The organism is Nocardia puris, from assembly GCF_003315035.1.
Taxonomy (GTDB): Bacteria; Actinomycetota; Actinomycetes; order Mycobacteriales; family Mycobacteriaceae; genus Nocardia; species Nocardia puris.
In genome coordinates, this window is the sequence record NZ_QNRE01000021.1 from 23612 (window position 1) to 44832 (window position 21221).

Annotated in this window: 19 protein-coding genes; 10 read left to right on the plus strand and 9 right to left on the minus strand. The window is 71.7% G+C overall.

All coding sequences use genetic code 11. From position 1 onward, the window contains the following. Window positions 1-59: 59 nt before the first annotated feature. The 3 genes from DFR74_RS36810 to DFR74_RS36820 are packed head-to-tail and all read right to left on the minus strand — an operon-like array spanning window position 60 to window position 852. Window positions 60-419, minus strand: coding sequence for a hypothetical protein (locus DFR74_RS36810; protein ID WP_198161815.1), 360 nt, complete (start codon window positions 417-419; stop codon window positions 60-62). Beyond that, window positions 398-643: a hypothetical protein gene (locus DFR74_RS36815; protein ID WP_198161814.1), complete on the minus strand. Its 246-nt coding sequence runs from the start codon at window positions 641-643 to the stop codon at window positions 398-400. The genes DFR74_RS36810 and DFR74_RS36815 overlap by 22 nt, the downstream gene beginning before the upstream one ends. Then, entirely contained in the window at window positions 640-852 is a 213-nt protein-coding gene (locus tag DFR74_RS36820) for a hypothetical protein (RefSeq protein ID WP_198161812.1), read from the minus strand. Before DFR74_RS36820 ends, DFR74_RS36815 begins: the two co-directional genes overlap by 4 nt. Window positions 853-1008: 156 nt before the next feature. Here DFR74_RS36820 and DFR74_RS32010 point away from each other — a divergent pair, with 156 nt between their 5' ends. Further along, window positions 1009-1560 carry a carboxymuconolactone decarboxylase family protein gene (locus DFR74_RS32010; protein ID WP_067511496.1) on the plus strand — a complete coding sequence of 184 codons (552 nt, stop codon included), beginning with the start codon at window positions 1009-1011 and terminating at the stop codon, window positions 1558-1560. A gap of 28 nt (window positions 1561-1588) precedes the next feature. Beyond that, window positions 1589-2347, plus strand: a complete 759-nt coding sequence (locus DFR74_RS32015; protein WP_067511494.1) for an acyl-[acyl-carrier-protein] thioesterase — start codon at window positions 1589-1591, stop codon at window positions 2345-2347. A gap of 2 nt (window positions 2348-2349) precedes the next feature. Here DFR74_RS32015 and DFR74_RS32020 read toward each other — a convergent pair whose 3' ends face one another. Then, window positions 2350-3861: a putative glycoside hydrolase gene (locus tag DFR74_RS32020; RefSeq protein WP_067511495.1), complete on the minus strand. Its 1512-nt coding sequence runs from the start codon at window positions 3859-3861 to the stop codon at window positions 2350-2352. Window positions 3862-4023: 162 nt separating this feature from the next. Here DFR74_RS32020 and DFR74_RS32025 point away from each other — a divergent pair, with 162 nt between their 5' ends. Then, a complete protein-coding gene (locus DFR74_RS32025) occupies window positions 4024-5028 on the plus strand; it encodes a polysaccharide deacetylase family protein (RefSeq protein ID WP_228791791.1) in 1005 nt (334 codons plus the stop codon). A gap of 139 nt (window positions 5029-5167) precedes the next feature. Here DFR74_RS32025 and DFR74_RS32030 read toward each other — a convergent pair whose 3' ends face one another. Beyond that, window positions 5168-6037 carry an aminoglycoside 6-adenylyltransferase gene (locus DFR74_RS32030; RefSeq protein ID WP_170160841.1) on the minus strand — a complete coding sequence of 290 codons (870 nt, stop codon included), beginning with the start codon at window positions 6035-6037 and terminating at the stop codon, window positions 5168-5170. Window positions 6038-6448: 411 nt separating this feature from the next. Between DFR74_RS32030 and DFR74_RS32035 the strand changes: the two genes are divergently transcribed. Then, window positions 6449-7162 carry a hypothetical protein gene (locus tag DFR74_RS32035; protein WP_195126305.1) on the plus strand — a complete coding sequence of 238 codons (714 nt, stop codon included), beginning with the start codon at window positions 6449-6451 and terminating at the stop codon, window positions 7160-7162. 4 nt (window positions 7163-7166) lie between these two features. Here DFR74_RS32035 and DFR74_RS36390 read toward each other — a convergent pair whose 3' ends face one another. Beyond that, window positions 7167-7316 (minus strand): hypothetical protein, encoded by a 150-nt coding sequence (locus tag DFR74_RS36390; protein WP_170160842.1) that lies wholly within the window; start codon window positions 7314-7316, stop codon window positions 7167-7169. 227 nt (window positions 7317-7543) lie between these two features. Here DFR74_RS36390 and DFR74_RS32040 point away from each other — a divergent pair, with 227 nt between their 5' ends. Beyond that, window positions 7544-8752 carry an alpha/beta hydrolase family protein gene (locus DFR74_RS32040; protein WP_147266013.1) on the plus strand — a complete coding sequence of 403 codons (1209 nt, stop codon included), beginning with the start codon at window positions 7544-7546 and terminating at the stop codon, window positions 8750-8752. Between the two features lie 164 nt (window positions 8753-8916). Here the strand turns inward: DFR74_RS32040 and DFR74_RS32045 are convergent, their stop codons facing one another. Beyond that, a complete protein-coding gene (locus DFR74_RS32045; RefSeq protein ID WP_067511473.1) occupies window positions 8917-10383 on the minus strand; it encodes an SDR family oxidoreductase in 1467 nt (488 codons plus the stop codon). 157 nt (window positions 10384-10540) lie between these two features. On the opposite strand from DFR74_RS32045, the gene DFR74_RS32050 reads away from it, so the two are divergent. Then, complete coding sequence (locus DFR74_RS32050; protein ID WP_067511472.1) at window positions 10541-11041, plus strand: DUF6764 family protein; 501 nt, start codon at window positions 10541-10543, stop codon at window positions 11039-11041. A gap of 19 nt (window positions 11042-11060) precedes the next feature. Here the strand turns inward: DFR74_RS32050 and DFR74_RS32055 are convergent, their stop codons facing one another. Next, window positions 11061-11573, minus strand: coding sequence for a MarR family winged helix-turn-helix transcriptional regulator (locus DFR74_RS32055; RefSeq protein WP_232331831.1), 513 nt, complete (start codon window positions 11571-11573; stop codon window positions 11061-11063). Between the two features lie 65 nt (window positions 11574-11638). Here DFR74_RS32055 and DFR74_RS32060 point away from each other — a divergent pair, with 65 nt between their 5' ends. The 4 genes from DFR74_RS32060 (at window position 11639) to DFR74_RS37490 (ending at window position 19680) form a co-directional block, all read left to right on the plus strand. Then, window positions 11639-13699 (plus strand): MMPL family transporter, encoded by a 2061-nt coding sequence (locus DFR74_RS32060; protein WP_198161810.1) that lies wholly within the window; start codon window positions 11639-11641, stop codon window positions 13697-13699. Between the two features lie 83 nt (window positions 13700-13782). After that, a complete protein-coding gene (locus DFR74_RS32065; RefSeq protein ID WP_067511471.1) occupies window positions 13783-15648 on the plus strand; it encodes a cutinase family protein in 1866 nt (621 codons plus the stop codon). Between the two features lie 57 nt (window positions 15649-15705). Beyond that, entirely contained in the window at window positions 15706-17697 is a 1992-nt protein-coding gene (locus DFR74_RS37485; RefSeq protein WP_084537928.1) for a serine/threonine-protein kinase, read from the plus strand. 18 nt (window positions 17698-17715) lie between these two features. Further along, on the plus strand, window positions 17716-19680 hold the full coding sequence (locus tag DFR74_RS37490; RefSeq protein WP_067511470.1) for a serine/threonine-protein kinase: 1965 nt from the start codon (window positions 17716-17718) through the stop codon (window positions 19678-19680). Window positions 19681-19698: 18 nt separating this feature from the next. Here the strand turns inward: DFR74_RS37490 and DFR74_RS32085 are convergent, their stop codons facing one another. After that, entirely contained in the window at window positions 19699-21123 is a 1425-nt protein-coding gene (locus DFR74_RS32085; RefSeq protein ID WP_411720455.1) for a molybdopterin-dependent oxidoreductase, read from the minus strand. Window positions 21124-21221 lie beyond the last annotated feature (98 nt).

The following is a 21221-nucleotide window of genomic DNA, read 5'->3' on the forward strand; positions in this document are numbered from 1 at the left end:
TGCGTCCCGGGGCGTCGAGCGGTGTTGATGCCGCACCCAGCCGGTTGCGCCGGGCCCGTTCAGAGGTCGCGGACCAGCGCTTCGCGCAGTCGCGCGTAACCGGGGCCCAGGCGGCGGATTTCGCGCGCCAGGGTCGCGTCGTCGCCTCGCGCCAGGGGATGCTGGAGACCGCCCACGATGCGGGCCTGAGCCAGCGCGACAGCGGCGGCGCGCTCGAGTCCGAGGCGGGCCAGGCTGGTCGACGCGTCCGCGAGGCGGCGCGCGCCGACACGAATGCCGAACGCCCCCAAGAGGTCTCGGGCGTCCTCGGACAAGCCGGATTCGACCAGCTCGGCGATGTGGTCCGCCGAATCCGCCGACGTGGCCAGGTGGTCCACCGCGCGCGGCAGCGTGTCGGTCAGCGCGGCGTCGATCGGCACGTCGCGGACGCGCTCGAACGCGGTGCGCAGGACGAAAGGGGCGGGGAGTAGGCGATGTCGTCGGCGCGCCACGCCGTCAGGAAATCCTCGGCCGGGATCGTGGCGAACGGGTGCCCCTGCGGGTCGTGGAGCAGGACCGTGCGCGGCCCGGCTTCGAGCACCACGACGTAGTGGTCCGCGCCGATCGGTGCGGGGCGACCGGGCCGGTAGGTCAGCAGGCTCATGTCGACCGGGCCCACAGCGCGGGGCCGTGCGCGGTGGCATCCCGCAATCGCGCCAGCGCGTCCTCGGCGGTGCCGCCTTCGGTGCGCGCGCGACGCCGCCCGAGCGAGGCGACCGCGGTGTGCCGATCTCCGGAAGTCAGCCGACCGGATCGAAGGACGGCTGCGCTTTCGATCTGCGCGCCGAACGACGAACCGGTCAGCGTCTCCAACACCCCGACCGGGGGCGGTGTCGCCGACCACCCTCGCGAGCGAGTTGCTGTAGCGGTGTGTGTCCGTGGTGTCCTCGCCGCTGTGACGTTTCTCTACTACAGGGGGTCGTTGTGAGGCGTAGCATAAAGCCGACGACGACGTCAGGGAGGGTGATCATGCGGGCTGTGAAGCGGATTCGGACCTACGGCAAGGCGCTGCGGCGGGCGCGGAAGAATCGATCGGACTTGTTCGGGTGGCTGGGGCGCAGGCCGCTGGTGCTCGCGAGCACCGTGACGCACGAGACCGCGCTGCTGTTCTCCAACCGGCTCGAGCCGAATCTCAAGGAACTGGCCGAACTCAAGGTCGCGGGCATGGTGAGCTGCGAATTCTGCCTCGATATCGGCTCGGCGCTGGCCCTCTACGGCGGGCTCACCGAGCGTCAGCTCGCCGATCTGCCCCGCTACCGCACCAGCGACGCCTACAGCGAGGTCGAGAAGGCCGTGCTCGCGTTCGCGGAGGCCGCCACCGCCACCCCCGCGGTCGGCGAGGATCTCGCCGAGCGACGCGAAGAGCTGCTGAAATATCTGACCAAGACCCAGGTCGCCGAACTGGCCGCCACGATCGCGTGGGAGAACCAGCGCGCCCGGCTCAACCAGGCGCTCGGCGTGCGCCCCACCGGCATCGCCGACGGCCTGGCGTGCGCGCTCCCGGAGCCGCGTCCGGCCTGATCGGCCGCGGGCTGGCATGATCGCCGTCATGGTGATTCCCAGCGCCTTGCCGGAAGGCCCGCTCGAAGGCACCCCGTTCCGCACCGGATGGCCGGTGCGGATGGCCGACACCGACCGGGAGCGTCGGCTGCGCCTCGACGCGGTGGCCCGCTACCTCCAGGACATCGGCTTCGACCATCTCGACGCTGTGCCCGACGGCGAGAACCACCGCGGCTGGGTGGTGCGCCGCACCGTGATCGACGTGCTCAAGCCGGTGGTGTGGGGCGAACGCGTCGAACTGGAGCGCTGGTGCTCGGCGCTCTCCTCGCGCTGGTGCAACATGCGCGTGCGGATCAGCGGCAGCGCCGGCGGTCTCATCGAAACCGAGGGCTTCCTCATCCATTTCGGCATGGAGAGCGGAGCGCCCGCCCGCATGAGCGACGCCTTCATGGCGCCGATGCTGGCCGCCACCACCGAACACCGCCTCCGCTGGAAGGCCGCCCTACCCGCCGCGCCGCCGGCCGAGGACGCGCCGGGCGTCGAGGAGCTGACCTTCCCGCTGCGCGTGGCCGACATCGACATCCTGGATCACGTCAATAACGCCGTCTACCTCGGCGCCCTGGAGGAACTCCTGGCCCGGCACCCCGACCTGCTCGCGGCCTCGCACCGCGTCGTCGTCGAATACGCCAAGCCGTTGCGGCCCGGCGACGACGTGCGCCTCCGCGCGCGGCGCGAGGGGTCCACGCTCGACGCGTGGCTCACCGTGGACGGCGAACCGCGCGCCGTCGCCCGCGTCGAACCCCGCTGAGTTCACAGGTTGTAGCGCACCACCGGACTCCACAGAATCCAGCTGTCGATCCCCGCCGCCGCGGTCGCGTCGATCTGGGCGCGCACCTCGGCGGGACCGTAGTGCACACCGAGGCTGAAATCTTGTAGCCACGGAACGACTTTCGCGCCCGTGCCCTCGGTCTTCGCCCGGAAGTCCCGTAGGGAATGCAGCACGATGTCATACGGCTGGGCGTTGGGGGAGGCCACGCCGTACTCGCCCGGATTCCAGTGCGACGGATAGATCATCGGCGCGACATAGTCCAGGTGCGCCGCCATCGCCGGGATGTCCTGGGCGATCTCGTGCGGGCGGGTGACGGCGATGCCGTAGACGGCCGCGCTGAGGAACGCGCCCGCGTCGTTCACCGGTGTGCGGCTCTCGCGCAGGAAATCCACGATCGCCGCCGACGGTTCGGTGGTGAGTCCGGGAAACGCCATGGACGACAGGCGGCCGTCGGGCCTGCGGATATAGTCGTACATGATCTCGTCGAACCCGAGCGTGGCCGCCTCCACCGCGAGATCGACGTTGTAGCCACGCACTTCGGGCCGAGCCATGTTGGTGAACGCGATCGGCCCGTACCCGCTGGAATACGGTTGCCCGGAAGGGTTCTGGACCACCCAGTCCTGGCGCCCGGTGCGCCACGCCCATTCGGCCAGCGTCGGATCGCGGAACACCACGATCCGGCCGATCACCCGCAGCCCCATGTCGTGGAGCACCCGCAGCGCCGCGCGGGCGTCGTAAATGCCCTCGGCGGCACCGGATTCGCGCGCCAGCGGCACCTGGGAGTCGTAGCCGACCACGCCGTCCTCGTCCTTGATGTCGAGCTGGACGGTGTCGATCTTCCCGGCGCGGGCCAGTTCGAGCACGCTCTCGCGCAGACCCTCGTGCGACCAGGCGTGCGCGGTCACGTGCACGGCCCTGATCCGCGGTACCTCGACCAGTCCGCGCAGGGGCAGCCGGGTGGTGTTGCCCGCCGCATCCACCGCGACGAGTTCCGTCCCGCTCGGTGCGCGCGACAGCGCGATCTCGAACGCGCCGTCCGGGCCGGGCTCGACTGTCACGCCGCCGATCGAAACACGCTGCGCGCCAAGGGCGGAACCCCGCACCGTCACCGGTTCCCGGTACGAGCGCACCGGTGCCTGCTGGGCCAGTTCGACCGTCGGCGGCGTGGTGTCCACCGTGAACGAGACCCGCGCGGACGGTCCACCGCCGAAGAGGCCGCCGGGGATCTCGGCGGCGAGTTCGTGTGCGCCATCGGACAGTTCGCCGGGCCGGACCACGATCCCGTCGCCGTCCACCGTGCCCGAGACGGGCGTGCCGTCCAGCGTCAACCGCACGTCGGCCGGATCGTGCCCGCCCGCGTCGACGCGCACGGCCATGTCCGCGAGCGCGGCGGCGCCGACGTCGCCGGCGGGCAGCCCGGTCACGGCGAGACGTTCGGAGGGGCGCGCCGCGATGATCACGGACACGACGAGAATCGAGAGAACCACGGTCATCGCGATCGCCGCGATGCGCCGCCGGGTATCCGGCACCCGTTTGAGCAACGCCCACACCAACTTTCGTGTCGAGTGCCCCTACTATTCACAAAACTCGGTGCGGAGACGGGCTTTTGCGGGCATATGTCTCCGAATCGAATCCCTGGCGCGTACCGTGAGCCGATGGCAAGGCATTCGATGCCCGTGCGACGGCTCGCGATGGTCACCGCGACGGCCGCCGCGCTCGCGGGGTGCGTCGGCGGCGAGGCCGCCGAACCGCCGTCGGCTCCGGCCACCGCTCCCGCCACCACGGCGCCGTTCGACCCGGCGGCGGTGGGCGCCAACGAACTCGGGCTCGTGCCGGTGCTGATGTATCACCAGATCACGCCCGACCCGGCGGGCGAATACGACCAGACTCCGGAGGAGTTCCGCGCCGAACTCGCCCGCCTGTACGCGGAGGGGTATCGGCCGGTGACCACCGCCGACTACGTCTCGGGTGCCCTCGATCTGCCCGCGGGCACGCATCCGGTGGTGCTGACCTTCGACGACTCCACCCTCAGTCAGCTCCGGCTGACCGAATCCGGGGCGCCCACACCGGATTCGGCCGTGGGCATCCTCGAAGAGTTCGCCGCCGCCCATCCCGGGTTCGCGGCCACCGCCTCGTTCTACGTCAACGATGAGCCCTTCGGGGGCGATCCGCGCGCCCTCGCCTGGTTGGCCGACCACGGGTACGAGATCGGCGCGCACACCGCCACACACGCGAACCTGGCCCGGTTGGACGCGCACGGAGTGCAACGCGAAATAGTCCTCAATATCCGTGCCATCCAAGCCGCCACCGGAGGTGCTCCGGTGCGCACCATGGCCTTGCCGCTGGGTATCGCCCCGTCGGAGCCCTGGCTGGCGAGCGCGGGAGCGTGGGACGGCACCACCTACACCTTCGACGCGGTGCTGCTGGTCGGCGCGGAACCCGCTCCGTCACCGTTCGGCGCGTTCGACCGCGGTGGTGTGCCGCGCATCCGTTCGGGGCGCGGCGAAGTCGCCTTCGATTCCGGCTACTGGCTGGACCGGCTCGCCGCCGACCCGGCTGCCCGTTACACCTCCGACGGCAACCCCGACCGGATCTCCTTCCCCCGCAACCTGACCGGTGAGCTCGGCGCGGCCTGGGCCGAACGGGCCCATCCGTACTGACGGCTCTCGGTTCCGGTGCTACCGACCAGGTGCCGCGCCGATCCTGCTCGGACTCGCGCGTCCGAGATCCTGTGCCGACGACGGGGTCGAACCGGTTTGGAACGCCGACTTTCCGGGACGACGGGGGCAGAGCCACGCGTCAGTGCCGTGCCGAGTCCAGGGCGACCCAGCGCGCCCGGTGCGCGTCCAGGATCCCGCGCACGCCCGCGACGGTTTCGGACCGGCCGGAAAAACCTTGCCGCGCCGCGACTTCGGCGGACACGTCGGCGAACAGCGCCACCGTCGCGTCCAGCGCGCGCCAGGAATCGTGCGCGTCGAACCGGCCGAACACGTCGTGCAGGCGGTGGATGAGCCCGGCGGGCAACCATTCCGGCATGTGGTGGCCGAGGTACCACGGGTCGCGCGGTTCGGCGGGGTCGGTCACCGCGTACCACTCCAGCATGCGCAGCAGGCATTCCTTCATGGTGTTGTCGCGGAACTTCGCCACCCACAGTTCGCCGCGATTCAGGTAGATCGGCACTTGTGTGGCCTCGAACCAGAATTCGTCGGTCACCTCGCGGAACTCGGCGGCCGACGGCGGGTCCGGGACCGGCCGCGCATCGCGCGGCGCGGGTAGTCGCGCGGCGATGCCCGTGCGATCCAGGTGGACCAGATAGCCGCGCTTGTACAGATCGTCCAGCCCGTCGCGGGCCATGTCCGCCAGGCGTTCCTCGCCGGCGATCGTGAAATCCACTTTGCGCCCACCGGCGTAGACCACCAGCAGGGGAGCGGGCCACGGATCGTCCTCCTCGAACATCACCCGCAGCAGCACCGACCCGAATTCGCCGATCCAGTCCGGTGTGTCGTGCAGGTCGCGCCAGTGCGGCGTGATGATCTCCAGATCCAGATCGGAGTACTCGTCCACGCGTTCGCCGCGGGCCCGCGAACCGGTCTGGATCAGCGCGGTGATCCGGTCGTCGCCGCGCGCCCACGAGACGATCGCGGTGAGCAGGGCGTCGGCGTCCTCCATGGACATGACGCTACCAAGGGGAAGGATCCGGGCGAGCCAGCTGGGATCCGGGCTGAAGCCGGGGGACCGGGATCCCAGCTGACCTGCTCCGCGATGGCGGGCCGCGTTGGGGGCGGCGCGACCCGTCCTGCAACCCCGGAGCAACCGAGGTGTCCCCATCGTAAGCCGAGGAGTTGCTGTCACCGGGCGAATCGCGGCGATGACACCGTCTCGTGACCAAACGGGCCCGACGTGGCCGATGACACGGTGTTGCGCCGCGTCGCGCGGGTATCCGACACCTGTGTTCCCGGCGCGCGAACCACGCCGCGGACCGGCGGAGGTGGACCGGGTGGCAATGTCGGGGCACACTTCGTGGTCGAGGGTTTTTCGGAGGCCCCGCGCGGGCGCGGGCGGCGAGGGAGGTCGTGGTCGATGATTCGGGAACAGATGGACAAGATCGTGCTGTCGGCGATCGACAAGGGCGCCCGGTGGCAGGTGCCGATCGCCGAACGCTACGGCGAGTGGCTGCGCACCTCGCGCCCGGAGGATTCGCCGGAGCGCATTCTGCAACGCGCCCAAGGGCATTACCTGCTCGCGGTGACCGCCAGCGGTGTCGCGGTGGGCATGTGCGCGGCGGTGCCGGGCATCGGCTTCTTCACGGGTCTGGCCGCGATGGGCGTGGAGACGGTCTTCTTCGTGGAGGCCTCGGTCCTCTACGCGCTCACGGCGGCGAACGCGCACGGCATCGACCCCGACGCCGTCGCGCGCGAGACCGCGCTGGTGTCGGGGATCGTATTCGGGCCCGGCGGTGTGCAATTCGTGGGCAAGCACACCGCGAACGCCGCCAAGGACTGGGCCAACCAGCTCGCGAACCGGATTCCCGGCGTGTCCAGCCTGGGTGACGGCGCGGTGAAGCGACTCGTGGTGCGATCCATCGCGACCCGCAGCGTGCTCGCGTTCGGGCGCGTGGTGCCGGCCGGTATCGGCGCCGTCATCGGCGCCACCGGCAACCGGGTGCTCGCCAGGAGCGTCATCGACAACGCGCGCAACGCGTTCGGACCCGCTCCCGCGCAGTGGGATTCGGGCGAGAAGTCCGTCCCCGGCGCCCCGGGGACGAACGGTCACAAAGTGCTGGACCCCCGCTGACCCGTTACTGCCGCGCCGCCCCGCCGTGCGTGTCCTGGCCCGTGCCCGAGCCGAACATGACCCGCTGCCACCACGGTTCGAGGCGGCTCGGTTCGGGCCAGATCACGACGGCGGGATCGGGTTCGGACTGCTCGGTTGCGGCATTGTCGATCATGCTCGTCTCCTCGACAGGTGGGCCGGACACGCCGCGCACGTCGAGGGGCGGCTCCGAGACTTCCTGTGCCGGAAGGTGAGACTGGACAGGAGGTCAACCCACTTCGTACTCCAGGTGCCGACAATTTTAGCCGCCCATTGTGACGGTGGGGGAAACTTTCCGGGACCGCGTTGGTAAGCCCCCTGGCGTGCGCGGGCCGCCGATGGGACCGTGGAGAGGTGACCCTCGTGACCGGACGGCAGCGCTCGCTCGTCGCACTGCTCGCGGTATTCCTACTGCTCATCGGTGGTTCCGCCTGCGCGACCGAACAGCGCCAGGAACGGTCTGTCGCGGCGCGCGGCGAGGTGGTGTCGGTCGCGCCGATCCTGCGCATGACCACCGACGATGTCACCGCCTACCTCGCCGAGCGCACGATCACGACACCTGTTCGTAACGGCGTGGACGTGTATCGGGTCGTCTATCGCACCGTCGACCCGTTCGGTGCCGACACCACCGCCAGCGGTGTGGTGGTGCTGCCGCGCACCGAGAGTCCGACGGTGCGGGTGGTGAGTTACGCGCACGGCACCATCGTCCGCAAGGACGAAGCGCCGTCGGCCGACGGCGAGAACGATCGCGCGCGGGCCATCCTCTTCGCCGCCACCGGCTACGCGGCCGTCGCGCCGGACTACCTGGGGTTGGGCGAGGGGCCGGGCACCCACCCGTACGCGCACGTGCCGACCGAGGCGAGTGCGTCGGTGGACCTGCTGCGTGCCGCGCGCGCCGTGGCGGCCGACGAGGGCCGGGCCCTCGATCCCGGAGTGCTGGTGACGGGGTTCTCCCAGGGCGGGCAGGCCGCGATGGCGCTGGCTGCGGATCTGCACCGCGATCCTTCCTCGGGATTCACGCCGGCCGCCGTCGCGGCCGTGGCCGGGCCGTACGCGATTCGCGAGGTGCAGACCCCGGCCGCACTGGACGGGCGGATCACCCCGCGCACGGCGGCCCTGTACATGGCGTACTGGATCACCGCGATGAACCGGGTCCACCACTTCTACGACGACCCGGCCGAGGCGTTCCTGCCGCCCTATGACGGCCGTGTGGAGGCGCTGTTCGACGGCGAGCACGACATCGTCGCGGTCGCCACCTCCCTGCCCGCCTCGCCCCAGCAGTTGCTCACCCCCGCCTACCTGGACTGGGCGCGGGAGCCGTCGGGCGCGGCGCTGCGCGCCATGGCGGAGAGCGACGCGGTGTGCGAGTGGACCCCGGCCGTGCCGGTCCGCCTCTACGCCTCGCAGGCCGACCGCAGCGTGCCCGCCGCCAACACCGAGGCCTGTCTGCGCACCCTCGGCGGTGACCGCGCGGAGGCGGTGGATCTGGGGCAGGTGGATCACGGCGGGAGCGTGCTGGTCGCGCTGCCGCGCATCCTCGAGTGGTTCGGCGAGATCGCCGCGCCGTTGTGAATGCCGCGCGGCTCTCGGCCGTGCCGCCGGTGGTCTGGCGATCGTTTCGATCGGAGCACGGCGATCCCCGCATCCGGGCGATCCGGATCCGTTGTCGCTCAACTGTTTCGCGCCCGCCGATCATCGTCCGCCGCCCGAGCATCGTGGGCCGCGCGGCGAGCCGGTCACCGTGGCGCCCGGGTGAGCTCCGCCTTGGCCGTGATGTTGCGGACCATCCCGCCGAAGACGACCGCGTGGAACGGGGTGACCGCGAGCCAGTAGAGGTGGCCCGCCAGTCCGCGTGGTTCGAACAGCGCCGTCTGGCGGTAGACGGATCCGCCGCCGGGCGCCGGCGTCGCCGAGAGCTCGAGCCAGGCCCGGCCTGGCAGGCGCATCTCGGCCCGCAGCCGCAGCACATGGGGGCGTTCCAACGTCTCGACGCGCCACCAATCGAGGGCTTCGCCGCGGCGCAGCCGGTGTGGGTGGCGTCGCCCGCGTCGCAGGCCCACGCCGCCCACGAGCCGGTCCAGCCAGCCGCGGACCGCCCAGGCCAGGGGAAACGAATACCACCCGTGCTCGCCGCCGACCGACTCGATCACCGACCACAGGGTTTCGGGGGCGGCGCGCGTGGGTTGTTCTCGGACATCCCGGTACAGCGATCCACCCGACCACTCGGGGTCCGACGGCAGCGGGTCCGACGGCGCGTAAGCCGGGCCCGCGTCCGACCAGCGAGTCGGGACGTCGAGATCGCGAATCCTGGTCAGCGCCAGTTCGATCGCGGTGCGGACGGGGATCGGCCCGGCGGCGGGGCCGGGGATGATCCGGGAGATGGTCTCCTCGCCGCACACCACGTCGTTGATGAGCGATTCCATCAGCGGCACCGCGAGGGCGCGCGGCACGGGCGTCACGAGATTGACCCACTGGCCCGACAGCCACGGGGTCAGTAGCGGAACGGGGATGATGACGCGGCGCGGCAGACCGGCGACCTCGGCGTACGTGCGCATCATCTGCTCGTAGGTGACGATGTCGGGGCCGCCGATGTCGAACGCGCCGCGCCGATCGGCCGCCACGTCGGCGCTGCGGACGAGGTAGTACAGCACGTCGCGGACGGCGATGGGCTGAACCCGGTTGCGGACCCAGCGCGGCGTGACCATGACGGGAAGTCGTTCGGTGAGGTAGCGCAACATCTCGAAACTGGCCGAGCCGGACCCGATCACGATCCCCGCGCGCAACACCAGCGCGGGCACCGGCCCGGCCAGGAACACCTCGCCCACCTCGGCGCGCGACGCGAGGTGGCGCGACAGCGGCTGCCCGGCGGGTGCGATGCCGCCGAGGTAGATGAGGCGAGAGACCTGGGCCCGCGCGGCGGCCGCGGCCACTCTGGCCGCCGCATCCCGATCGATCTGCCCGAAATCGGCCCGGTCCAGGGCGTGCACGAGGTAGTAGAGCACCTCTCCGCCCTCGACGGCTCGCGCGACGTCCGCGTCACGGGTGACGTCGCCGCGCACGATCTCCACGCGGTCGCCCCAGGGCGAGTCGGCGAGCTTGTCCGGATTCCGGGCGACCACGCGCACCTGATGACCCGCGCGCAGCAACTCCGGGACCAGGCGGCCGCCGATGTACCCGCTGGCCCCGAAGACAACGCATCGCATCCGAGTACCTCCGCTGTGGCAGATCGCATCGTTTTTGCATCGAAATAACGGTATCGTAGGGAGGCGCAGCCGGTCCACCGCGCCGTTCGACGCGATTGCTGTCTCATAGTGGCCACGGCTGGACGGGTCATCGTGGATCGATCGCAGGAGGAATGTCATGAATCATCAGGTTTCGGCGCGCCGCGTGTTCGCGCCCCTGGTCGGCGCGGGCGCGGCCCTTTCGTTCGCGCTGATCGCGGTGCCGGTGGCCGGAGCGCAGCCGGTGGCGGCATGTCCGGCGCCCGGGGCTTCGGCGGTGTCGGTCGACGCGGGGGCGGCGGTTTGCGCCGCGGAGAGCGTGGGCGGTGCCGCGGCGGCCGCCTACGGCCTGGGTGGCAGTGCCAGCGCCGACGCCGGTCCGGCCAGCCTGTCGCTGGCGGTCGCCCAGAACGGCGGGACCGCCGCGTCGAGTTCGGAGTTCCTCTCCGGTCCCGCGGCCATCGCGCTCGGGCCGGGAGCCGTCGTGACGACCCTCGGGGTTCGGCCCGGCCTGTCCATCGGCATCGCCGGACCCGGCGCCACCGTCACCGTCGACGGCGTCGCCGCGCCGACCTGTGCGGGCGGCTTCGGCTTCGCGGGCGATTTCCAGACGATGCAGGGGTGCTTGTCGATGAGATGAGCCCGAGAAGACCCGCGACTCAGGCCCGATCGCGCAGATCGTCGAGGTGGGCGCGCAACGCGGTGATGACGGTGGTGAGGACCTGATGCGCGGTGCGCAGGTCGTCGTCGGAGAAGGACGACATCGCCGCGCGGGTGCGGCGCCCCAAGGGCAGGAAGAAGTCCTGGGCCGTGGCCATGCCGTGGTCGTCGTGGTGCAGCAGGACGCGGCGGCGGTCGGTGGGGTCCGGATCGCGGCGCAGGTGCCCGGATTCGATCATCCGCTCCACCTGGTAGGTGACCGCCGCCGAGGAGAAGCCCATCAGCTTCCCCAACTCGCCCGGTGTGATCGGCTCGCCCTCGAACTCGGCGGTGGCTACGTGCAGCAGCGCGCGGAAGTCGTTGGGCCGCAGATCGTTCCTGCGCGCGAAGACGTGGCCGAGTTGGTCGGAGACCGCGGTGAGCGCGCGCAGGTCCGCGGCGATCTCGGATTCGATCTCCGCGCGCACTGTCGCGTCCGCGATGTCCGGCCCGGGTCGATGCGGTTCCGTCACCGCGACAGCCTAACGGAGTACAAACTTCAGTTGCTTGATTATTAAAAAACTGAGAGAGTTGCCGCGTGACTCTGTGGGATAGATACGCCTCGTTCGTCACCGCGCACCGATCGTGGTGGTTGCTGGTGGTGCTGGGGGCGGTGGCGTTCGGCGCCATCGGCCTGGTCGGTGAGAACGAGTCGGCCGGTGCCGCGCCCGATTCGCTCCCGCCCGCGAGTCAGTCGGCGCGGGTCGACCAAGTGGCGAGCGAGTTCCCCGGCGCGGACACCGCCTCGGCCGTGGTCGTGGTCACGCGCCTCGACGGTGCCACACTCACCGAGTCCGATATCGCCGCCGCCGAGGGCGCCATCGCTCGCACCGGCGCCGATATCGCCGCCGCGCGAGTGCGGATGGCCCCGGACGGAGTGGCCGCTGTCGGCACCGTCGCGGTGCCCGCCGAACTGAACGGATTCGCGCTCACCGACGAGATCGCGCGGATCCGGGCCGCGGTGGGCGACGGTCTGCCCGCGGAGCTGAAGGCGCAGGTCACCGGTGGTCCGGCCTTCGGCGCCGACATCGCGGATTCGTTCTCGGGCGCGAACACCACGCTGTTGCTGGTCACGGCGCTGGTTGTGGCGCTGTTGCTCATAGTCACCTATCGGTCTCCGGTGCTGTGGCTGATCCCGCTGCTCATCGTCGGCTTCGCGGATCGGCTGGCGACGAGTGTGGGGACGGCGCTCGCCTCGGTGACGGACCTGAGTTTCGACGGTTCGACCTCCGGCATCACCAGCGTGCTGGTCTTCGGTGCGGGCACCAACTACGCGCTGCTGCTCGTCTCCCGCTATCGCGACGAGCTGCGGGTGGAATCCGACCATCGAGTGGCCCTGCGCCGGGCCTGCCGCCGCGCCGGGCCCGCCATCCTGGCCAGCAACCTCACCGTCGTGGTCGCGCTGTCGATCTTGCTGTTGGCGACGCTGCCGAGTACGCGCAGCCTGGGCGCGTCGGCTGCCGCCGGCTTGCTCGTGGTCGTGGTGTTCGTCCTGCTCGGGCTGCCCGCGGCGTTGGCGGTGTGCGGGCGCGGTGTGTTCTGGCCGTTCGTACCGAGGGTCGGCGGTGGCGATCACGCCGAACAGGGTGTCTGGCACACGATCGCGACGCGCGTGGTGCGCGGGCCGGTCGCGGTGGTCTCGGTCGCCCTCGCGGGATTGGCGGTGTGCGCGGCCGGACTGTTCACCGTCGACGTCGGATTGTCGCAGACCGAACAGTTCCGTGTGCGGGCGGAATCGGTCGACGGATTGGCGACCCTGTCGGCGCACTTCCCGGCCGGTTCCGCCGACCCGGTCGTGGTCGTGGCTCGCGGCGACGTCGCGGCGCGGGTGGAGCGTGTGCTGGCCGAGACGCCCGGCGTGCAGCAGGTGAGCGGGACGGGCGAGACGTCGGGCGGACTGTCGCGGTGGGCGGTCGTGATCGACGCGGAACCGCAGTCCGACCGCGCCTTCCGGCAGATCGAGACCTTGCGCGAGCGGCTGGCCGACGTGCCGGGGGCGCACGCGTGGGTGGGTGGCAGCGACGCGGAGGCGCTGGACACGGACGCGGCCGCGAGCCGGGACCGTGCGGTGGTCATCCCGCTGATCCTGGCGGCGGTGCTGGTGATCCTTCTTGTCCTGCTGCGCGCCGTGCCCGCCGCTCTCGTGCTCGTCGCGGTGACCGTGCTCAGTGCGCTGGCGGCGCTGGGGGTGGGTACGTGGGCGAGTGTCCACCTCTTCGGGTTTCCGGCGGTCGACACCGGCGTGCCGTTGTTCGCCTTCTTGTTCCTGGTGGCGCTGGGGGTCGACTACTCGATCTTCCTGGTGGTCCGGGCGCGCGAGGAGACGCCGGGGCACGGCACCACCCGGGGCATCGTCCGCGCCGTCGCCACCACCGGCACCGTCATCACCAGCGCGGGTCTGGTGCTCGCGGCGGTGTTCTGCGTGCTGGGTGTGCTGCCCCTCATCACGCTCACCCAACTCGGGATCGTGGTCGGATTGGGCATTCTGCTGGACACCTTCGTCGTGCGGACGGTGATCATCCCGGCGTTGTTCGCGATCGTCGGCGATCGGATCTGGTGGCCGAGCCGTCCGCGCCGCGCCGTCGCTCTCCAGAAGTGAAATTTGAGCGTTTCAGCCCGCGTGCGGCCTTCGTGCTGGTGAAATGGGTGTGCCCATGATCACATCGCTCGGGAGGTGCCCCGATGGAGCGTGCGCGCACACCGTGCCGGTGGCGGCGCCTGCTCGCCGGACTGGTGCTCGCCGTCCTGGCGGCGGCCGGGCACGCGACGGCCGCCGCCGAGCCCGCGCGGGAGGCGGGGTGTCCGGCCGTGGCGGGTGTCTTCGTGCCCGGCACCTGGGAGACCACGCCGAACGCCGATCAGCACGCCGCCGTCGGCATGCTGGCGCCGGTCGCGCTCGCGTTGGCCGACGAGCTCGGTGAGGGTTTCGCGTTCCGCTTCCCCGCGTACGCCGCCACCGCATTCGATCGGATGCCCTACGGCGACAGCAAGGCGACCGGGGTCGAGGCGGCGACCTCGGCCATCGAGGAGTTCGGGAGGAACTGTCCCGCAACACGATTCGTGCTGGCGGGCTACAGTCAGGGCGCTGACGCGATGGGAGATGTGGCGGCCCGGATCGGCTGCACGGGCGCGCCCATCGCCGCCGACCGCGTCCTCGCCGTCGGGTTGGTCGCCGACCCCCGCCAAGGAACCGGCGGCGCCACGCTCATCGGCCCCCCGGTCTCGGGGCCGGGCATCGCCGGACCGCGTCCCGGCGGATTCTGCGCGGTCGCGCCCGTGACCACCCAGATCTGTGCCGAACAGGACAGGTACTGCTCGGCCGACACCAGCGCGCATCCGTTGCTGGCCGGGCTCGGGCGGCTGCTCTCCCGACCGACCGCGTCGGGGGCGTCCGAACCCGGCGATCCGGCCACCGCCGCCCTGTACAGCACGTTGATCACCGACTTCGACGACGTGCGGCTGGCCGAGTTGCCGACCGACGTCGGGTGGCTGGCCACCGAGGCGCCGCACGCCGCCGCCGCGCACCTGGCCGCCGTCGCGGGCGGGGTGGCGGCGACACTGCGCCCGCTACGCGACATGGCCGCGTGGGCGGGGGATCACGCGTCGGTGCGCGCTGAGTTGACCGGTGTGGCCGGGGCGATTCTCGATGCCGCGAGCGGTTCCGATCTCGACACGGCGCTACGCGCGCTGGCTACGATCGTCGCGCGGAGCGAGCGGCCCGGCGCATTCGACAGCATCGCGAACGCGCAAGCCGCCAACCATGTTTCGGTGAGCATCGCGCCGCTGGTGGAGACACTTGCCGCTCGGCCGGGCGCCGAACTCGACACCGCCGCACGCGCTCTCGCGGACAAGTGGCCTGCCGTCCTGGTGGATCGCGTCGCCGGGGTGGCGGCGCGCGGTCTGGAGTTCGCGGCGAACACCACTGCCATAGTGCACATCCTGAATCGTGCGGCGGGCGCTGTCGGCGGCGGGGACCTGGCCGCCGTCGTGCGGCACGTGCACGACCTGTTCGCGCAATTGGGCCAGGCGTTCGAACCATTGCTGGCCACGGTCGGCGCGGATCTGCGCGAGGTGTCGCGGCTGCTCGGGCTCATCCCCGACGAGAGCGGCGCCACCCGGGTCGCCGCGCAACTGGTGCGCGCGCTCGCCGAGATCGACGCCGCCGCCCTCACCGGACAGGTCGACCTGCTCGAGGCCGATCTGTGGCGGCTGGCCGACGCGGTCGGTCGCGGCGCGCCGCCCCTCGACATCGCCGCCCAGGTGACGGCGCTGCTGCCCACGCTGTTCGGTTTCGTGGGCCTCGCCGTCGACAACCTGACCGGGGCGGCGGGCGCCGAACTCCAGCGCGTCGCGAACACCCTGCTCGGCGCGGCCGGTTCCCAGGACCCGGACTCGGTCGCCCAGCTTCTCGAAGAGGCTTTGAGCACAGCGCTTTTCGTCACTTCGGGAGCGCACCAGAGCTATGGGACCTACGTCGTGGACGCGCAGGGGCGCACGGCCGTGCAGTGGCTGGGCGACTGGTTCGTCGACCGTGCACGGGAGGGGTGAGCGGGCGCCGCCGCCGGGACGGACTGTCCGGTACGCTCCCCAGTCAGGGAGGAACGGATGGTGTCGCTGAGTCCGGGGGACGAGTTCGCGGGGTACCGCATCGTGCGGCGGATCGGTGGCGGCGGCATGGGCGTGGTCTACCTGGCCGAGCACCCGCGCCTGCCGCGCCGCGACGCACTGAAGGTGCTGGACGCCGAACTCGCCGCCGACGCGGAGTTCCGCGCGCGCTTCGAGCGCGAAGCCGAGCTGGCCGCGCGGCTCGAACACCCGAATGTGGTGTCGATCTACGACACGGGCACCGAGGGCGATCTGCTGTGGATCTCCATGCGCTACGTCGACGGGGCCGACGGGGCGCAGCTGCTGGAACGAGGACCGTTGCCGCCCGTCCGTGCGGTGGGGATCGTCGCGGCCGCGGCGCGCGGGCTGGACGAGGCGCACCGGCGCGGGCTGCTGCACCGGGACGTGAAACCGGCCAACATCCTCATCTCGCGCGCCGACGACGGGTCCGACGCGGTGCGCATCACCGATTTCGGCATCGCCCGCAGCATGGAGGCGTCCACCTCGCTGACCTCCACCGGCGGCGTCCTCGCCACCTTCGCCTACGCCGCCCCGGAACAGTTGGCCGGCGCGCCTCTGGACCACCGCGCCGATGTCTACTCCCTCGGTTGCACGCTGTACCAGTTCCTCACCGGCTCCGCGCCTTTCACGGGACGCGGCCCGGCCGCGGTGATGCACGCCCACCTCTACGAACCACCCCCGCGCCCTTCGGCCACCGTGCCCGGTGTGCCACCGGGCTTGGACGACGTGATCGCCCGAGCGATGGCGAAGAATCCGGGTGCGCGGTTCGGAACCTGCGGTGAGCTGGCCGCCGCCGCCCAGCGGGCGTTGGCCGGGGGAGACGGGCGGCGGTCCGGTGGACAGCTGATCGCGGGGTCGGGCGAGCGGGCGGCCGGCTCGGCGTCGCCTGAATATCCGTCTGCGGGGCATCAGGCGCACGGGCATCCCGGTGGCTCGTCGACCGGTGGGCACGGAGTCGCCGGGCAGGGTTCAGGTGGCCCGCACGCGGCCGGAGCGCAGCAGCGTCCTGGACCGCCGGAGAGCCCCTCGACCGGCGGTGCACCCGCAGGTGGGTGGGGTGCGGGCGGTCCTCGGTCCGGCGGGCCGGTCGCCGGGTCGCATTCGGGGCCGTCGACCGGGCAGTGGGCCACGCCGGGTGGGTATCTTCCGGGTGGACCGGCCGCCGGTGGGCAGGGGTCCGGTGGGCCGGCCCGGTTCGGCGGACCCGCGGCCGGTGCGGCCTCGTTCGCTGCGCCACCGAGTGGTGGGTTCCCGGCGGGTGCCCAGCTGACCGGTGGGCTGTCACCGGGTATGCGTCAGGGCGGTGGGTTCCCGGCGGGTGCGCCGCTGAGCGGTGGGCAACCTTCGGGTGGGGGAGTGCAGCGGGTGGCGATCTTGGTCGGGGCGGTGGCGGCTGTTGTCGCGTTGGTGATCACGATCGCCGCGGTGGCCGTGTGGCTCGACGACGACGGCGATGTCATTGCCACGCCGACGAGCGAAAACCCTTCGACCACCGCGCAATCCACCACCGCGCAATCCACCACCACGCCGCCGACCACAACAACCTCGGCGGCGGCCGCGTGGGGTGCGGCGGCCTACATCGTGGAGGCGTTCCCGGAACTGCTGCCCGCCGATCCCGAAGGCACCGGCTACCTGGGCATGAGGTGTGGTTTGAACGATGACGAGGGTGCGTGGCTGCACTGTCCCTCCGACGTGGACGACGGGATCAGCGTCAATATCCGCTGCGACCCGTCGGGCCGGCGCGTCGGGTACTCCACCGACGCCACGGGTCTGGCGGGGACGCGGGAGGAGCGGTGGACGCGCCCGTCGGGGAGCGGGATGGTGCGCTGGGCCAGCGATTCGATCGCTGGGTTCGGCCTGCTGGACGTCTCGTTCGACGACGCCGACCGCCATTTCTGCGTCGTGTCCGCGTCGGGCGGCCGCGGCGGCCAGGATGTGTACGACCGCTGGTGGGTCGGCGCGCCGATCTGACGACGAGGGACGAGAACCATGGCGCTGGAACCGGGAACCGTGTTCGCCGGGTATCGCATCGAACGCATCCTGGGGTCCGGTGGGATGGGCACCGTGTACCTGGCGCGGCACCCGCGCCTGCCGCGCTCGGTGGCGCTGAAGGTGCTCGACCTCTCCGCCGGCGCCGACGGCGATTTCCGCATCCGATTCGAGCGCGAGGCGGAACTCGCTGTGCGCCTGGATCACCCGAACGTGGTCGAGATCTACGATCGCGGGCAGGAGGGCGACCGGCTCTGGATCTCCATGCGCCGCGTGGACGGCAGCGACGTGTCCGACCTGATCCGGCGCGGCCGCGCGGAACTGCCGCCCCGGCGCGCGGTCGACATCATCGCGCAGGCTGCGGCCGGACTGGACGCGGCGCACCACCGGGGCCTGCTGCACCGTGACGTGAAACCAGCCAACCTGCTGGTCGCGGTGGACGACGAGGGCCGCGACCAGGTGTTCGTCACCGACTTCGGTATCGCCCGCAGCCGCGACGACGCCGCCGTCACCGCCAGCGGCGTGCTCGTCGCGACCCTGGCCTACGCCGCGCCCGAACAGATCAGCGGCGACGACCTCGACCACCGCGCCGACATCTACTCGCTCGGCTGCACCCTCTTCCACATGCTCACGGGCACAGTGCCTTTCGCCGGGCCGTCACCGGCCGCCGTGGTCTCGGCACACCTGTTCAACCCGCCGCCCCGCGTGACGGCACACGATCCGTCGCTGCCGCCCGCACTGGACGAGGTCATCGGGAAGGCCCTGGCGAAAGACCCCGCCGACCGATACGCGAGCTGCCGCGATCTCGCCGTCGCGGCGCAACGCGCACTGCCGCCCGCCGATGCGGGACGAGCGGGCTATTCGACCGGGTCGCAAGAACATTCGCCGGGTGGAGCTGGGAATACAGGCCAGCACTCTGTGGGCGGTGGCGCTGCGATGGGTGGCCCGGCTTCCTCTCGCGCGGAGGCATGGTCGACCCCGGCAGCACACGGTGGTGCCCAGCCTGCCGGGGAGGGCGGCGGCCCAGGCATCCACCAGGGAGGGATCCCCGCCGGGCCGGTCGATCCGCCGGGCGCGCGACACGATTCGGGCGCGCGCACTGGATCCGCGCGACGCCCACCCGATTCCGGTGGCGTTGCTGCGACACCCAACACCGGTGCCGGGTCGCTCCAGCACGTCCGGCCCGGCCACGGCGGCGCTGATCCGGTGTCGTTCACCGGGACCGGACCGCAGCACGTACCGCCCGGCTCGTGGGCGGCCCCGCCGGGCGCTGTGCCGCTCACACAGTCCAATAGGAATCAGCCTGCCCCACAGCAGGTTCCAGCGCCCAACCGCCACCGCACCGCGTGGATGGTGCTGGCGGCGGGCGTGGGCGTCCTCGTCATCGCCTTGGTCGCGGCCGTGGCGATCCGCACGGCGGGCGGCTTCGGCGACCGGGCGGACGGTCCACCCACTCCGTTGACCACGACGGCCGCCACCTCGGCCCCTCCCACGGCCACCGCACCGTCCACCACCACCACGAAGGTGGTCGCCCCGGCGTGGGGCCGCAACGGTGAACTCGTCGGCCTGTTCCCCGGCCTGCTGCCCGACACCCCCTCCGGCCGCGGCTTCAACGGCGCCACCTGCACCGGGCTGGACGTGCTGAACAACGGCGGCGCCCCGGCGGTGGAATGTCGCCAGGACAACGGAATCCACTGGTATGTCTGGTCGTTCCGTGCCGGCGATCCGCGCCGCGACTCCACCTTCCGCACCAATATCGACAACGACACCACCCGCGAGGAGGACTGGTCCCGCGACTCCGGCACCGGCAAGGTCCGCTGGACCTACTATCCGGGCGGCAACGCGGGCCTGCTCACGGTCCGCTTCGACGACCCCGGCCGCGCCTGGATCATCGTCGACGTCAGCTGGGACCACCACACCGGACAGGATCTCTACGACCAGTGGTGGTCGAACGCCCCGATCTGATCACGAGCGCAACACTTTTCACTGCACGGTGACAACCCGCGAATGCCACCCGGTCGCCCCGTCGGGGAACGGTGGCGTGCGCTCCTCGGTCTGCACCGCTCCCGTGCCGTCGGTCGCGCGCACGCGCAGGGTGTGCGTGCCGGGGGTGGCGTCCCACCGCCAGTACCACTGTCGCCAAGTGTCGGTGGAGTATTCGGCCGCGAGGGTGGCGGGCTGCCACGGGCGATCGTCCACCTGGACCTCCACGGCGGTGATGCCGCGCCGTTGCGCCCAGGCGACCCCGGCCACCACCACCTCACCGGCGGGCACCTTCCCGAACGAGCCGGGAACGTCGATGCGGGAGGCGGTTTCGATGGGCGCGCGGTCGGCCCACCCGCGGTCGGTCCAATAGGCGGTGGCGCGGTCGAAGCGCGTCAGCTCGAGGTCGACCACCCACTTGGTCGCGGACACGTAGCCGTAGAGTCCGGGGATCACCAGGCGGGCCGGATACCCGTGCTGGATCGGCAGGGGCTCCCCGTTCATGCCGATCGCGAGCAACGCGTCGCGCCCGTCCAGGATCGCGGACACCGGTGTGCTCGCGGTGAATCCGTCGATGCTGCGGGACAGCAGCATGTCGGCGTCGGGCCGCACCCCGGCTTCGGCGAGCAGATCGGCCAGTGGATACCCGGTCCACACCGCGTTGCCCGCGAGGTCGCCACCGACCTCGTTGGACACGCAGGTGAGGGTGACCATCCGCTCGACGGCGCGGCGCCCGCGCAACGCCTCGAAGTCGTAGACCACCTCCCGCTCGACCATCCCGTGCACGCGCAGCCGCCACTCGCCGCTCGGCAGCGCGGGCAGGCGCAGCGCGGTGTCCACACGGTAGAACTGGTTGTTCGGCGTCACGAACCGCGTCACCCCGCCGACCGGCGCCGTCGCCTCGACCGGCGGGGGCGGGGCGGGTGCGTCCACGGCGGGCAGGGCGAACACCTCGCGGTCGCCGACGGCGTCGCGCAGCCGCTCGGTCAGCCACCGCCCGCCCGCCGCCGCGCCGAGCGCGAGCACACCCACCCCGGCCGCCACGCCGAGGAACTTCCGTCGCCCCGGCGCGGTCGGATCGGTCTCGGCCGCATCCATCAGCGCGCGCAGCGCCAGCGCGCCCGCGACAGTGCCGACCAGCGCGGGGAGAGCGAACGACGGCGTGGCGGTGGGCCTTTGGAGCGCCGCCACGAGTGTCACCGCCCCGAGCGCCGCGAGCAGGGCCACCCCGGCGAACCGCCGACGACGCTCCAGCAGTCCGGCGACGGCCGCGCCCACCACCATGACCACAGCCATCGCGAGGAACAGCACCGCTTTGTCGTTGGCGCCGAACTGCCGGATCGCGAAGTCCTTCAGCGGCCGCGGCGTGAGATCGACCATCGTCGACCCGAGCACGAGGAACGGCGACGCGTCCGGATCGACCATCGCCGCCACGAGATGCCCGACCCCGAGCACGGTGGCGGCGCCCAGCACACCGGCCCCGGCCGCCGCGAACCGGCCCGGACCCGGTTCCTCGGTCGCTG